12 protein-coding genes are annotated in these 15,517 nt (G+C 37.2%); 5 read left to right on the forward strand and 7 right to left on the reverse strand.

The genetic code is table 11. From position 1 onward, the window contains the following. Nucleotides 1-30 precede the first annotated feature (30 nt). The gene (locus AABK36_RS21145; protein WP_309942240.1) at nucleotides 31-2,865 is read right to left on the reverse strand and encodes a hypothetical protein; all 2,835 of its coding nucleotides are present in this window, start codon (nucleotides 2,863-2,865) and stop codon (nucleotides 31-33) included. Nucleotides 2,866-3,353: 488 nt separating this feature from the next. Between AABK36_RS21145 and AABK36_RS21150 the strand changes: the two genes are divergently transcribed. The 3 genes from AABK36_RS21150 to AABK36_RS21160 all read left to right on the forward strand — a co-directional run bounded on the left by AABK36_RS21150 (nucleotide 3,354) and on the right by AABK36_RS21160 (nucleotide 5,604). Continuing rightward, complete coding sequence (locus AABK36_RS21150) at nucleotides 3,354-3,926, forward strand: Crp/Fnr family transcriptional regulator (RefSeq protein WP_309942237.1); 573 nt, start codon at nucleotides 3,354-3,356, stop codon at nucleotides 3,924-3,926. A gap of 143 nt (nucleotides 3,927-4,069) precedes the next feature. Continuing rightward, entirely contained in the window at nucleotides 4,070-4,726 is a 657-nt protein-coding gene (locus AABK36_RS21155) for an MBL fold metallo-hydrolase (RefSeq protein WP_309942232.1), read from the forward strand. A 116-nt stretch (nucleotides 4,727-4,842) separates the two neighbouring features. Continuing rightward, nucleotides 4,843-5,604, forward strand: coding sequence for an MBL fold metallo-hydrolase (locus AABK36_RS21160; protein WP_309942229.1), 762 nt, complete (start codon nucleotides 4,843-4,845; stop codon nucleotides 5,602-5,604). Between the two features lie 61 nt (nucleotides 5,605-5,665). Here AABK36_RS21160 and AABK36_RS21165 read toward each other — a convergent pair whose 3' ends face one another. From AABK36_RS21165 to AABK36_RS21180, 4 genes are all read right to left on the reverse strand, one after another. Then, on the reverse strand, nucleotides 5,666-6,220 hold the full coding sequence (locus tag AABK36_RS21165) for a hypothetical protein (RefSeq protein WP_309942224.1): 555 nt from the start codon (nucleotides 6,218-6,220) through the stop codon (nucleotides 5,666-5,668). Between the two features lie 97 nt (nucleotides 6,221-6,317). Further along, a complete protein-coding gene (locus tag AABK36_RS21170; protein WP_309942221.1) occupies nucleotides 6,318-7,556 on the reverse strand; it encodes a S41 family peptidase in 1,239 nt (412 codons plus the stop codon). A gap of 28 nt (nucleotides 7,557-7,584) precedes the next feature. After that, the gene (locus tag AABK36_RS21175; protein WP_309942220.1) at nucleotides 7,585-9,102 is read right to left on the reverse strand and encodes a S41 family peptidase; all 1,518 of its coding nucleotides are present in this window, start codon (nucleotides 9,100-9,102) and stop codon (nucleotides 7,585-7,587) included. Nucleotides 9,103-9,221: 119 nt separating this feature from the next. Beyond that, nucleotides 9,222-9,764 carry a hypothetical protein gene (locus AABK36_RS21180; RefSeq protein ID WP_309942218.1) on the reverse strand — a complete coding sequence of 181 codons (543 nt, stop codon included), beginning with the start codon at nucleotides 9,762-9,764 and terminating at the stop codon, nucleotides 9,222-9,224. Nucleotides 9,765-9,851: 87 nt separating this feature from the next. On the opposite strand from AABK36_RS21180, the gene AABK36_RS21185 reads away from it, so the two are divergent. Then, the gene (locus tag AABK36_RS21185; protein ID WP_309942215.1) at nucleotides 9,852-11,141 is read left to right on the forward strand and encodes a hypothetical protein; all 1,290 of its coding nucleotides are present in this window, start codon (nucleotides 9,852-9,854) and stop codon (nucleotides 11,139-11,141) included. 3 nt (nucleotides 11,142-11,144) lie between these two features. Here the strand turns inward: AABK36_RS21185 and AABK36_RS21190 are convergent, their stop codons facing one another. Both AABK36_RS21190 and AABK36_RS21195 read right to left on the reverse strand, forming a co-directional pair. Further along, nucleotides 11,145-12,026 (reverse strand): hypothetical protein, encoded by an 882-nt coding sequence (locus AABK36_RS21190; protein ID WP_309942213.1) that lies wholly within the window; start codon nucleotides 12,024-12,026, stop codon nucleotides 11,145-11,147. 93 nt (nucleotides 12,027-12,119) lie between these two features. Continuing rightward, nucleotides 12,120-14,258, reverse strand: coding sequence for an amidohydrolase (locus AABK36_RS21195; RefSeq protein ID WP_309942211.1), 2,139 nt, complete (start codon nucleotides 14,256-14,258; stop codon nucleotides 12,120-12,122). Between the two features lie 208 nt (nucleotides 14,259-14,466). Between AABK36_RS21195 and AABK36_RS21200 the strand changes: the two genes are divergently transcribed. Further along, nucleotides 14,467-15,468 carry a hypothetical protein gene (locus AABK36_RS21200; protein ID WP_309942208.1) on the forward strand — a complete coding sequence of 334 codons (1,002 nt, stop codon included), beginning with the start codon at nucleotides 14,467-14,469 and terminating at the stop codon, nucleotides 15,466-15,468. Nucleotides 15,469-15,517 lie beyond the last annotated feature (49 nt).

Raw genomic sequence — 15,517 nt, forward strand, 5'->3', positions numbered from 1 at the left:
TATTTCAAGTGCATAATAGATTATTTCGTATTATTCTACTCCTGTTATGGTTGATTTTGCTTCTGCCAAAGCTATCACTAGTTCGTCATACCCTACTTCATGTATCATTTGTGTGATCAACTGCCATCCAGTCACCAGATTATTCACTTCATGTTCCGAGCCGGATATATTCACCCATCTTAAAGTTTCAATGACGCTGCCTTTGCTGATAAGGTTCAGCAAGCCTTCCACAAAACCAATATCCAAAGCTAGAAAAGACGGAAATCTCGCTCCCTCTAATTCTCCCATCAAAAAGTGTTTATTCAGCATATTATGCGAGCTTTGGCCGGCAATAAAATCCTTTAGAAATAATCGAAGCAATTCGACAAGTTCACGGTATTTATTTACTGTAAAAGAATCCACAAAATCATAATTAATACATTTGTCTTTTATGCTTGTCACTAGTCTTTCGAAATCGGGATCTTCTTGCCCATTTTGCGAAAATTTGGCATAAGCCGTTGGGTTGATTACTTCCAACAATTGATACAGACCAACTGCATGAATGGAGTTGTCTATCGCTGAAACCACTGGATCATGAAGTTCCATGGTTGGAAATCCTTTTTGTTCATTTTTATGAAAGCTTGCATTGAATAAGACATTGCCTCCATGTATTCTTTTTTTCAACCGGTCATGATTGCCCATCCAAAGGTCATAAGCAAACAGTTCTCCCAAAGCCGCCATCACTTTAGGGTTGGAGAGCATGTTATATCTATGATAGCTTGGCGATGGCCCTTTGACGCTTCTAACTTCTTTCATCGTGTAACCGGGAGCTCTTTCCATGACCATCGCTGGATATTGGCTTCTCATAGCGTTCACACGTTGCACATCTTCGCAAAGAGCACCTAGCTCAGGCGCTCTTTGCATAAAATCGCCTAAGGCACGCATTTGAGTTCCGCCTTTGCGGAGTATTTGCGTTTTAGGTGCGGTAACTCTTTTGCCTATCAGATTCAATAGATTGCTGGCTAAACTCTCTCTCTCCGGATTTCCGGCAAATGAACTTTCTGTGCTCTTATCAGTAATAAATTTCACATATAATATGCGCGCCAATTGTTCGCACTTGCTGTTCATCTCTTCGACAATGCCTATGAACGCGGACATTTGTGAAGCTTGTTCTCCTTGCAGAAGACCAGTTGCTAAAGTGCCTTTGAGCATTACATTTCTACCCATATGTAGAAATTTATTGGATTTGTTCATCCTGCTATTTAGTTCCGAGAGCCTTTTTTGGTAAGTTTCCCTTTGCCAAGCAACTTCTTCTTTAGAATATCTATAGGATGACTCTTCTAGTGTCAGGCCTTTATTGAAGAAGCTTAGCAACTTGATGACCTCTTCAAAGTTTTGCGCTGTTTCTGTGGGGAGGAATGGCAGAAACTCAATTTCCTGTACTTTGCGAATGCAGTTTTCTTGCAGTTCCTTGATATCTTTCAAGAGCATGTCATGCTGTTTGTCCAAAGCATGTATTTTATACACTTTGCCATAGACGCCTTGACTGCTGAGTGGCGACATGGTAAACGGCAACAAGCATTCTGGATTTAAATCCATATCCGGGTTCAATAGAGCAGAAACCGAAAATTGACCTCCAAAAGGATATGTCATCGTCGGAGCGTGGACAGGCACGACATCTTTGCTCTCCGACGCAGGCATCGGCAAGGATACTTCGAGCATTGAATAAAACGAAGGATGGTTTTCTTTTTTGGCTTTACTGCCAACCCTCACCCAATCACTTGGCAATTGACTGCAAGTAAGATCATCTATATCTTCCATCAAGCATTCCAAATGCCTGAAGTGCTGGTAGTCTTCATCAATTAAATAACTTATTCCGGCTTCTTCATGAAAGTCTCTGTAGAGATTCAACGCTTCAGGGGAGTGTTTTTGTTTTTTTTTCTTTTTGGGCAAAGGAAATGCGCAATCAAGCATTTGCTGTAAAAACAACAAAGCCGGAGGAACAAAACCCCAAGAAGCATCGCCTTTGAATTTTACTCCATGCACTTCGCTCATCCAACCAGTGTCTATGTCTAATGGTATTGTTAAGGAGGGTTGCCTGTTCTTCATTCCACTAGACATAGGTTCAGGCCAATCAAAATCATATTTAGTCCATTCGATTTTTATTTTTATAGCACGACTGCTTAATTCTACAAAAAATTTGAAACCTGAATTATAACGTATAAGTTGTGCTGTCCATCGTTTTACCCTTCCTTCCAGTTTCTTTTTCGCTTTCTCAGACAGTCCCTCGGGAAATGAAAAGTCAAACACTTCATTTACTTGCATAGGGAGTTGCCGTCCTTTTATTAAAGCATGTTTGCTGTACTCTTCCTTGTGCAATTCTTGAGATAAGGGAAGTTTGATATTAAGTCTTTCACATTGTTGAATCAGCCAGCCATATTCGGTTTCAAGCTCCTCTAAAAAATCTTGATACAACTGGCTTTGGGGAAAAGAATGTTTAGGTCCTTTAAACGCTTGTTGAGGAACAGGATATTCTCCTTGCAATTGAAAAAATGACTGTTCGATGTCAAAAAGTGTTTGGTAGATTCTTGTTAGAATGCTCTCTTTTGCTTCATAATTTTTTCTGCTTTGATTAGGTTTCATTTCTTCTTCTTTCAATACCTCTTTTAAAAAAATGAGACCATCCAGACTTTGGCATAATCGGGGCAATGGACTCTTTGAATCTGTTTTTGGTTTTGCCTTAGTTGGAAAGCTCATGGCGGACATTCCCAGTTCCAAGCTTGAGGCATCCAGGCTTGTGGATTGCAAGAAAAATGATCTCCGAAATTGTTCAGAGCTCATCATGCATTGAATAGGGCTAGAATGATAAATTTGTGTAGATGGCATGAGAGGAGGAGCTAAGCTTAAGCCTTTGCGCTGGGTTTTGGCATTATTACTAATAGTTTGTCTCCACTGATTTAAAAACATGTCAAGAAAAAAACGGCTTCAGATTTCTATCAAATTTTCGGTAATCTTTTTCAAAATATTAAGCATTTAGCAGGCGTAAAGGTTTATTCAAAGTGAGCATTAGCTTTTAAATTAAATCAGTGTTGCGATCAAATAAATTTAAGGACAGTTTAATATTGCGTTGAGTTGTCGAGTTGTTGATGAATAAATTTCTTAATCGAATTGCGATATTTGCTTCCGGATTTTCGTAGTATTTTATAATTGAGTGATCGATCAAAAGAAATTTGCTATTTCCAAGTATAAAGTTCTAGCTTGAAAAAAGAGAAATTCTCTTTTTAATAGGCCGAAGAGGGATGTTTTGTAAACTATCTCTGAGGTTAGAAATATGAAAATAATTTTAATTAAACACTAACCCAAAGCTTGTCCAAATGCAGACAGAAGATAAGATTCAACAGTTTTTTAAGGAGAAGTTCCCTTTTAATCAAGAAGGTTTGCAGGAGTTTTCAGATTCATTTGTTTCCAAGTCGTATCACAAGGGAAAGATGATAATTCAGGCGAATTCTGTTGTGCACAATTTAATTTTTTTGGATGAAGGCGTGATAAGAGAGTATTTTGCAAAAGATGATCGAGAGATGAACACCAATTTTTACACTAGGCCTCAGTTTGTCAATGATTTTTTCACCTTTACGAATGCTATTCCGACCAAAAGAAACCTTGAATGTCTCAGCGATGTCAAAACGCGGGAAATGAGCATGAGCAAGTTCAATGAATTTATGATGAAATACAGTTGCGGGAAGAGCTTTGTGGACGATATTTTTAACGAGCTTATTGAAATCAAGGAAGAGGAAGAGTTCAAGCATTTTAGTTTGACTCCCGACGAACTGTACTTGGATCTAATGAAAAATAAGCCGGAATGGTTTCAGGAAATACCGCTTTATCATATTGCATCCTACCTCAGAATGACTCCGGAGACGCTTAGCCGTATTCGAAAAAGAGTTTAAGTTCTTTCTTGATTTGAATCAAGGCGCAAGAAAGAAGCTTGCCGTAGCTTTGTATTCATAATCGAGGAGCTAATATGTTTGATAAATATTTCAAACGAATCTTCTTGATAATTTACTCGCTTGCTAACCAAAAGGAGAAAATTATGAATGAGATCGAAAAATTAAGATTGGATGGAGAGATTCCGATGAATTGTTATGTGCTTGCTCGCAATAACGAGTGCTTTATCATTGATCCGGGATATCAAAAAGAGCTTATTCAAGAATATGTAGATTCGAAAGGCTATACTGTCAAAGGTATTTTGCTGACGCATGCTCATATTGATCATATCGAGGCACTGGATTGCTATGATGTGCCTGTTTATCTGCATGAAAAAGAATATGAAATCTTAATTGATAATTATAATAATGGTTTTGAGTTCTTTGGCAAACTTCCAAACTATTCATTTGAATCATTGGATATCAGATTGGTGAATGAAGATAGTGAATTGAACATCGGTGGCGAGAAAATCGAAATAATTCTTACGCCCGGACATACCATCGGAAGCGTGTGTTACGTGATAGGACACGATATTTATTCAGGAGACACTTTATTCGAAGCGACAGTCGGCAAGTGGGATCGTCCAACAGGAAATGTCGAGGAATTGAGAGTGTCTGTTTTAAAATTGATAAATACACAGCCTGACTATATGTTGGTTCATCCCGGACATGGAAGAAGCACGACGATAGGTGTAGAAAAACAAATCAATCCATTTTACATAAAATGGTCACAAGAGGAATTGTACTCGCATTTAGAAAAATAAAAAATCGCATATCAAGAATTAATTCTTTTCAACACATCAAACCAATAATAACTACACAGTTTTTGGAGAGCCACTACTGTGTGGTTGAAATCTAGAAACTTCAAAAAATACATATCATGAAACTTCATCATTTAAGAAACGCGACTTTAGTAATCGAATATAAAGACAAAGTGGTATTGGTGGATCCGATGCTTGGAGCCAAAGGTACATCTTTGCCATTTACCTTGTTTAGATTCAAGCCCAGAAGAAATCCATTGGTGGATCTGCCTGAGTCTGATGAAATTTTGAATAAAGTGACTCACTGTCTAGTGACGCATTTGCACCCTGATCATTTGGATAAAGATGCGGAAATATTTTTAAAGGAAAAAAATATTCCCGTGACAACGAGCATTGATCATGCCTCAGAACTGATCAAAAGGGGATTGAATGTAACTCAAAAATTGGAATATTGGAAAGAAGAGGAGTTTTTAGGAGGAAAAATCACAGGAATACCAGCCATACACGGATATGGATTTATTTCAAAGCCAATGGGACATGTGGTCGGATTTTATATTGAAATGCCTGAAGAAAAATCTATATATATCAGCGCGGACACTGTTTATACTGAGCATGTTGATAAAGTGCTTCATGAAATGAAGCCGGATATCTCCGTGGTCGCTTGCGGAACGGCGCAATTGGACTTTGGAAAGCCTTTGTTGATGACTATGGATGACATTATCAAATTTGTTAAAAATTCACCAAACCAAGTATTGGCTAATCACTTGGAAGCGCTTAATCATTGCCCGACGACAAGAGCTCAATTAAAAATAGAGCTTGATAAGCATGGATTGCTGGAAAAAGTATTTATCCCAAATGATGGTGAGAGCAAAGATTATTAAAGCTGATAAGCTGTAGCGGAGTATGTCTCCGTTACAGCTAAATGTTTTGCTTTAAAATTGGTTATTTAAGCTTATTGAAATCGTATTTGATTTTATAAAGTACAAGTATAGGTGTTATTATTTTATAATTTTTCATTATAAAATTACTTATAATTATAAGTAAACTAAATATGGTTGTGTATATTCCAGTTTTATATATGCTTTTTCGGGAGTTGTTGGCGATTGATATAGCTTTTTCAGAATCGATTATGATATCCTCGTAATGTGCGATACCAAAAAGAAGTATTGTATTATCGTATTGTAGTTTTTCTTTGTCACTTTTTAAAATTTCAAAACTAATTGTTGATCCAGAATCTATGATTTTATCAAAAGACTCTTCTTTGAATAGATATTGAAAGTCTGCAAGTAATTGAAATTCACATGGATATTTTGATAACTTGAAGTATTGGAGTGTACTTGATCTGATTGATGGTTTGTTTTGCCATTTTTTTTCAAATTTTCCATTTATCGTAATTAAATTTTTTTTTAAGAAATGATCTTTATTATCTCCTGCAAAGAGAAACAATAGACCAATAAATAAAAGCAAAGATTTAATTTTTAATAAATATTCAATCATATTTATATTATAATTTTAAACACAAATTAATAATTTACCACAAACTTCCGACACTTTAAGTATTTTATTTCGTGATAATAATTGTAAAACTTAGCAACTACAGTGTTTGAGATTTCAATACCTCCAAAGCCTTTTCTAAAGCTTCATCCTTAAGATTGTTTTTTTGATTGATATAGATTTTGGGAATAAAACTCTCGCGTGGAGCTCCGTTGATATGAAAAAGCTTGGCTGTGGGAAATTGGTAAGTAAGATCTTGATGGATGAGATCAACTTGGTTTACCTCGCCCATAAGTCTGCGCATTTCTGTTCCGATAATTATAGCTCGACTCATCCCATCCATTCCGATCGTTAATCCTTCGCCCATGCTTCCTGTCCATCTACCGACTAATATGATGACAGGCTTTTTGTATGTTCTTCCCCTTGGGCTAACATATTCTTTCCAAGATCTCTCAACTTTGGGGCCCTTGTCGTATTTCTCATCAAACTTATGAATTTGATATGCCATTTCTTTTTCGATAAATCGACTCATAATGCCTCTGGCAACATAAGAATTGCCTCCGCTGATGGTATTTCTAAGGTCGATGATTAATCCATCCGTTTCCCATAGTTCTTCCAAATGCGCATCAAATTCATTGATGAGTTTATTGTCATAGAGCTTGTCGTTTATTCTAATGATGCCATAGTTGTCAATTTTTTGTCTGCTTGAAAGTTTCTTTTCGGTTTTGATGGAAATCTGATCAAGGTCCAGTTCTCTGATGGTATGATCAGGCATCAGCAATGTCAAGATTCTTTTTTGGTCGTATCTTCCGCAAATGACTTTATTGGCTATCCATTCCCTGATTTCTAAATCAGATTTATCATGGCAGTATGTCGGAAATTCATCAATTGCTTTCTGGAAGTCTTTCCCGTTGATTTCAAGAACTTTCGCTTCTATTATATTCTCATCAAGATTATTAATCTGACTTGTCCATACATTCTTTATAACGGACTCACCATTGATTTGTCCTAAGTATAATGGCGAATATAGCCTGTAAGAGGAGGAGTTGTTTCGGTTAAGGCTTATGTGTCCGTCATAAAACTCATTGGTTACATATTCAAAAATCAATAAGGCTTCCTTATCATTTTTTGCAAGTTCTATTTGATGAATGTAATGTTCCCGCAAACATTCAAAATCGATGTTTTTGCCATCCAAATAGACATAATGGTTAGCAATCGTTTGGAGCATTTCATTCAGATCTTTTTTTAGGCTTTTTTTGTCAAGAGGTTTCGTAGTTTGAGCGCTTGCGTTGATTGAAAGGCTTAAATAAAGCAGGGTTAAAGCAATGAGTTTTATCATACCGATGAATAAAAATAGTTGATGGTATTTACAAGTTGGATTGCAAATCGCTGGAATTTTTAATCATTTCCAAAGTGTATTTCATTTGCGTGTCTACATTATTCATATAGTCCTCGTAGGTTTGGCTCACATGATAATCCGGAATGATTCCCCGATTGTAGATTTGATTCTCTTTTAGAGGAACATCTTGTTCTAGGTTGACCAGAAAGAAGTAAGTAGCGATTTTAGATTTAGGTAAAATATAGCCAAAAGGGATATGCCCGTTGTGTCCATAATACCCGCCCATGGCTTCTTCACCAATCACAGTCGTATTTTTATTGCCAGCGAGCATGGCTCCAAATAAACTGCCAGCGGAGGCAACTCTTGGACTGATCAACAAATAGATGTTTTTCTTGAATGCTTTAGTGTGAGGTTTTCTGATTTTATGATTCCAGCTTGCGCTGTCTTCATAATAGTTTCCATTGATTTCCTTAGTAAATTCTTTTTTAAACTCTTTATTGTATTTGATAGCGGCGATTGGCCTTAAAAATACGGGAATCTTTGTCGCAGCATACCTGACATAAGGGATTTTTTTGAAGCTAATCCAAGCTTGAGAGTTTTCTGAAAAACTTCTATCTGTAAGGTATGAGTAAGTAACGACATCGTTGGGGTCATTGCCACCGCCATTTTCTCTGATATCGACAATTAAGTTTTCCAACTGCATGGAGTCTATTTCGGTAAAGACACTATCCAAAAAATGCGTGTATTTTTTGTGTCCCTTGGAACTTTTTCCGCCAAATCCAAAGGTATTAATTGTTAGCAAGCCTGTTTGACTGTCGATGAGTTTAAAGCTGTACTTTTTGTCGCCATTTCTATTTTCAAAAGGTTTGCTATGTCTTAACTTCCAATTTGTTTTATCTTGAGTAGTATAATCAACGCTTTTGATTGTAGCCGATTCAGTATGTTTGGATTCATAAGTTTTGTATGTAACATCAAATGTAACTGATGGGCCGTATTCATATCTATAAAATAAACTGAAATACGAATTTAAGCCATGAACTTTTCCAGAGGTATTTATGCCGTCAGTTGAATAGTATTTATACAGTGCTTTTTCGATTTGGTTGATAGGTTTGGAATTGATGCTTATAATTTCAGATCCTAAAGGAATCTCTTCAGTAGTTTGATTCATGAGCCATTTTCCGTCTATTTTTTTTATAGGGTAGGGAAAGTAGCCGTCATTTTCTTTTTTTGTGCTTTTTAATCGTCTGTCAGAAAATGAGACATCATTGTGCAAACTTCCTTCAAAATCAGACAGTTTTGTAATCACCTTGTAAAAGTCCAGAATTGTGCGACAATGTGGGATTTGGTTATCTGCCCAACGGTATATGCTGTCAATTTCTGATTTTGTTCTGTACTTGTATAGCCCTGAATTCGCTTCGATTCTAGTTTTTTTGAATATCTCAAGATCTTTTCTCATGTCTTGTTGAGAAATAGGATCGTCTATTGACTGAGCGAATGACGCTATTGGGATAAGTATGAAAGCAATGGATAAAAGTATAATCTTCATGATATTGTGATTTCTGTTATTGATTTTGTTTGATACGAATGTATATACAGAATCTCGTGAACAGAAAAATCACAAAGCGTTTAACTTTAGTTTAACTTAAAGAGGGAAATTATTTACGATTAGTTTTTCTTGAAATATTTAGTTATTGATTTCCATGTGGACTTCTCAGAGGGTTTAGAGATTTCCATTTCGCTTTTCCATAATGGATATTTGATAACAAACGCTTTGATGGTATAGTTCTTTAGTTTTGATGATGATGAATGAGTGTCAAGACTGTCGGACTCATTTACAAGTATGCCTATTTCTTGATTATCGCCGATTACTATTTCTTTGTCATTTACACTGTATTTCATGCCCAGTTTAGTTAATTCATTTATTTTGCTGCCTATTCTAATTTTATTATGAAGTTTGCCAGAATAATTGCCATAAACTTTTATTGTGTCAATAATTGGTCTGCGGATATTTATCTGAATTTCTACGATGTTATACAAAGTATAGATGAATATGTCAGTTCCTAAAGTTGTGGTTTTGATTCTATTATCAGATATATGCCTCTTGTCAATATAATTTTCTAAAAAGTCATCAACATTGATTCCTGTATGTAAATTTCCTATACCTTTTTCATGAATAGGCAAATCCTTAATAGTGTTCCATTCTAGCATAATAGGCTTATGTAATTTGATAATAATGTAATTTAATTATTTTTAATAAACATTATTACTTCTCTTAAGTCATATATATGCATAGGTATGTATATTCAAAGTCAAAAAAATACAAAAAATGATTCCAAGGGGAAAAGAGTCAATTCTTGTTCTCAGATGCCTCCTGACTTGTCGTCAGGCTTTCCCATCCAAAGAGCGGTAGGCTACGAAGTGGAAGTCGGGGATTATAAATTGTTTCGATCGCCTGAGCAATTGATGGAGTTTGCCGAATGTGCCTCCGCGCTTGAGTTTAGACCCAGTATTTCCGTCATGAAAAAGGATGAAACTCTTCTTCATTCTGAGTTTTTTGATTTAAAAGCGGATATTTCAGGAGAAAAGGGAAGCATGCCATATGTCGAGTTTGTTACCAAACCTTTCGAGGAGAGTGATCAAGGGCATGAAGATTTGATAAAAGCTTTTACCTCTCTGGAGGCTTTGATGTGGGAGATTGAGAAGATCTCAGGTTTGGAAACCAATTTCATAGAAGTGGGACGACTTGATAAGCATGGAGTCGTTCCTCCCCAATATCGCAGAACGGTGATTTATAAGAAGGGAGGAGGAGTAGGCACAGTGCAGATTACCTTGGGCATAGCCATGAATAGGCTTAAAGGGTTGTTGGATTCGATAGTGGATTCAGGTAAAGACCAATGGTCGAAGAATATGTGGTCTAATTCATTATCGGATATGCTTTTGGAGACTATGAGTATTGTCGATAGAGTTCAAAAAGAAGTTGGCATGGTTTTCAGCTCTGAACTTCAAGGCTTTTTGGCTTTGATCGCTCAAACGCTTTATTCCGCTCAAATTCCCATCAGATCGTATCCCAAATCGGCGTTTATGATACTTGCAAGAACTGATTATGCCACTATGTTCAATATGTTGCCTGAGAAAGAAGTATTGACGAAAGATGATGGCGCTTTATGGCAAAAGATCGTTGAAGTGCTGTGCAGGGAAAATGAAACGGAGGATTTGGAAGCTGAGTTTTTTACCAGAGGAGTATATCATGATAAAAAACATCCTGTTCATTTGAACACGCTGAAAGGCCTGAAGCGAAAAGATTGGCTATTTGAAATGGCAAAAGGCAAGGACTTGTTGACACAACGTCATTTTCCAAAAAGATTAAGAGCATATGAACTTGAGTCTATGGGAGGCTATGGAGACAAGCTTGATCAAGTTGGAGAAGGTCAACAATTCAAGGGTCCTATTTTGGAAATGAGAAGTTTGGACTATAGCAGGCCGTTCCCATTTTGGAGAAACTTCGCTGAGCAATGTTTCGAGTTGACTTGGATGCTGAATAGGGGTATCAGCGCAAAGCTTGGTCAAAGAATGTTTTTTGATTAATGTTTATTCAGCCAAAATATATTTCGCGACAAAACTGAATTCTCCCGTAGCTTCATCTAATGAAGAGTTAGGGTTTAGGCGATTTTTCAATATTAAAACAAATCCTTTTGCGCCTTGATCTGTCTGAAATTTGACAACATTCGATGCGATGTCATACGGTGTTTTGCTTAGGTTAAAGAATGAGATCTTTTGATTATAATAGTTGAATTGTGAATTGTATTCATTGGAAAAATTTTTCGTATAGTTGTTGAAAAAGGATTTTGGGTCGGCAATATCATAGAAATTTGGAAATGAGCTTCTATGGTATACCGTTAAATACTCTGAGAATAAATCAGTGTATGCGTAAAAGAAAGGATGAGCGGTTTGAGGTATGTTTAATATTCGGGTGTTGATTTGAAACTCAGATGGGAAATCCTCAATAATTAAACCGTTTGTCCCAAAACTTAATGAAATAGGTTTATTGCTCTGTATTTCGAGACGTACAGTGTCAGTGATTAAGCGAGTGGGAATAGAAGAGAACTGAATTTGGAAATATTGTTTTTCCAGAAATCCAGACATTAGCATGGCCTCGATTGCGAATTCAACATTTTGATTGTTGTCTTCCAAGACTGGAGTATAATGCAGTTGATAAGTTCCTCCAGTGAAGTCATTGCCATGGCTCATCATGATTACGCTGTCGCCTTTGTAGAGTTTTATGCTCGATAGTTGATCTGTATGAGATAGGTGGACATTGACATTTACTGGTTCAAAGATGTTTTGCCTTTCAGGAATATTATCAATCAACATGTTTAGCTCTTGATTGAGTATTTCTTTTTCATCTTCTTTGCAAGACACAAACGAAAATGCGAAGACCAATGACATAAGAAAAAAAGCAAATTGTCTCATCTTTTTTATGAATAACTTGCTTGAATATCGCTTGTTATTGAATATTATAAGATGGTTTGAAAAAAGACGGTTTCAACCGCCTTTTTAACAATATTAGTTGTTTGGCGAGGCAATAGTGTAGTCAAACCTATTTTTCCCCACCCAAGTTTCTTTGACTTTAATATAGCGAAGCTTTTGATATGCCTTTTCGGGAGTGTCGAAAGCATTTCCAAGTGGATCTTGTTCCAATATGACAAAATCGGACAATTTGCCTACTTCAAGGGAGCCTACTAATTGTTCCGCATGGCATTGCCAAGCTGCGTTATATGTGATTACTTCCAAAGCCTGCGAAGCGTTTAGCTTTTCGCTTGCGTTGAGTATTTTTCGATTGGTGTAGTCTGATTCCATGAACCTTGTGTAAGCCTGTTCCATGTTTCTAAGCGGACCAATTGGTGAAACGGCACAATCGCTATGTAGAGTAATAGGCCTAGGACAGTTTTCATTGGAAGTGGATTTGCACAAGTCAAGTTCATTTACTTTGATGATGTTTTGATCTTTTGTAGCAGATGGAATTTCTCTATTGAAAATATAAGATGAGAATACATATCCCCAATATCCGACATGGCCAATTAGATAACTGGGATTTAATCTCAGTTTTTTGATGACTTCGATATCATCGCTGTCTAACAATGAACAGTGTTCGATTCTATGCCTTAATTCGGAATACTTTTCCGCAGTATATTGGTTGAGTTCTTGAAAAGCTTTGTAAGCCTGTTGGAAGGCTTGCAATGTGTATTTTACTGTTTGATTGCCATTTGCGTGAATCATTAATGGCCAACCATTGAGAGAAATTTTAGTGACAAGATTTTTGAAATAGTCAGGAGCTTGATTGTTCGGAATAGTATGTTGCGAGGAAGCATCATCTTTGAAGTTGAAAATTCCAAAATACGGCTCTACCTCAGGCGGGAAAGTAGGGCAAGAGTACGGTTGGCTTTGATAACCTGTAAGTCCTTGATTAGACCCATCTCCAACCAGTTTTACGCTTCCCCAATAAGCGTTGATGGTTTCTTTGGTTGGAAACTTGAATTTTTGCTGTGTAAAATCGAGCACTTGTTTTTCCGCGTCAGCTCTTAGCAAGCTATCATTATAAGCGTATGCCATGCCAATGCGGATTCCCCACTCCATACCGCTTTGGACGGTATTGCTTTTGTATTTCAAGTAGTTCTCCGCCCATGGTGCTGTCATGCCTGCGTCGTAAACCATTGTCACGCCTCTGCTACGAGAGGTTTTGAAAAAACTTCTGATGCTGTTGTTTTCAGTTGAGCTGAGCGTTTGCTGGATGGACAAGTTTTGAATATCCGGTAGAGACTCTAAGGCAGGAGCCATTTGCTCAATTTCTTGAAGAATTCCCTTATTGTTTTTATAGATATCGGAGCTTGGGTACTTTTTGATAAATTCCTTTGCCTGAGGGTTGTTGTTCAATGACTCTTCATTTTGCTTTTCCCAGATGACTTCTAGAGCGATTGAGTTGACATACAAGGTATGAAGCGAAGCTGAGATGACCATTACAGGTCTGGTGGTTGAAACTTTGTCCAGCTCGCTGTTGTCAACAAGATTCAAGATGTTTTTGGATGGATTGTCATAATTGATCCAATCTTCCAGAAGCGATGTATCCAAGCCTTGAGCCAAAAGCCAGAAATCATTGTAATCACTGTTTTGCTCCAAAGTTTCAATGCCGGATTTTAACTTTTCAATTGCTTTGTCTACTTTGTACTCCGATGAAGGGAGTAGCGACTGGTCGGCAAATGGACTTAAGTCAATCCAAAATCCCGATTCCAGCAAAATGGAGGAAGGAATGATATGGCAATGAGGTTCAATCATGCCCGGTAAAATGGTTTTTCCTCCAATATTCACTTTTTTGAATTCCGGATACATGGCGGACAAATTGCTGAATTCTCCCAAGTTTTTAATGACGCCATTTTCTATCGCCATGGCTTCTACTGTTCGCTTGGCATCGAGTTGGCCTTCAAACATAATTGGCCTGATGATTCCGCCGTAAAAGATAATGCCTTCACAGACAGTTTCATGTCTTTCTGTTATCAGGGAGTTATTGTCTTTTGGAAAGATGGGAGGCAAAGGCTTCAAGTCTTTATGCACTTTTTTGCTGTTTTTGTCAATCATATGAACTGCCGGATTGTAGCAACCGCAGCCCATGTGACAATCATGTTCTTTGCATTGATGGTTAGATTCCATTTTTTATGGTTATAAGTTATAGTTGCTTTAAAGTAGCATGAATATATGTTTATTAATATTTCAAGGTATTACACGGTTAAGCGCTGATGGGAAAGTATTCAGGGATCTATTCGAAAAATGAGAAAGTGAATGGGAAGAAATGATTAATCATTAGAATATGGATGCAATTAGTAATATATTTAGGAAGGTTGTTGAAAAAGTATAAAATATGTGGTTTAATCAGTTGATGGGGTTTGAGGAAATTTCGCGTGATTATGTTCATGGAAATATAAGCCTTGAAGGAAACAGAATAAAGTCGAAATTCAATGGAAAATCTTTTCAAGCGGGCAAGCTTGAAATTCCAGCTTTGGAGGCGTTAAGAAAAAGAGTTGATCTGAAAGTTTTTGCTGGGAAGCTTAAGCTCAGTCAAGTTGTGGCGAATGTGCAGGAATTGCATTGCGACCTTGAGAATGAGGGAGCTTTGTTTCAAGCTGCTTCGCAGTTTAATTTGCTTGAAATGATTGACCCTGATATTAGTCCGGAAAAGGGCGTTGATATTTATGACCGCGACAGAACCCAAGGTCCGGCATGCGCTGTGGCATGCGGAGCTGGAACGATTTATAGAAATTATTTTGCTCCATTGAATGGCCAAATAGGACAAACGGTCTATGACCAAGTTGATTGTTTAGAGCTGATTGGCGAAGCTTTAGGCAATGAAGACCATCAGCTTTGGGAAATGAAAAATGGTTATGCTTTGATGAGCCTTGAAGGAATTCTAAATATCAATAAACAGATTTCCCAGTTTGATGAGCAGTCCAGAGAAGCATTGAAAGGCAAGCTGAAAATAGGAATTCAGTGGGACACTGAAGTAACTTTGGAGGAAAGGGGACATTTAGTCTCCCAAGCATATTGTTCTGCTTTGCCCGTTGCTTATAGCTTGATAGAGTCATGGTATTGGGCTTCATTTGCGAGAGTGATATTGGAAGCGACTTATGAAGCCACTTTGTGGGCGGCTTTGGCGAATTTTGAGAAAACAGGAAATAAGACAGTGTTTCTTACGCTGGTAGGCGGAGGCGCGTTTGGCAATCGAATGGAATGGATACTTGAATCTTTAATGATTGCATTGAAAAAGTTTCAAGATACCAATTTGGATGTTCGAATTGTTAGTTATGGCAAGTCGGATGATGCCGTTGCCAAACTTATCGATGAATTTATGAATGATTCCTATTGAAATATTATAAAGTGAAAAGCACGCCTAAAATACAGACATCATCCGTTGA

This window comes from Aureibacter tunicatorum (assembly GCF_036492635.1).
Classification (GTDB): domain Bacteria; phylum Bacteroidota; class Bacteroidia; order Cytophagales; family Cyclobacteriaceae; genus Aureibacter; species Aureibacter tunicatorum.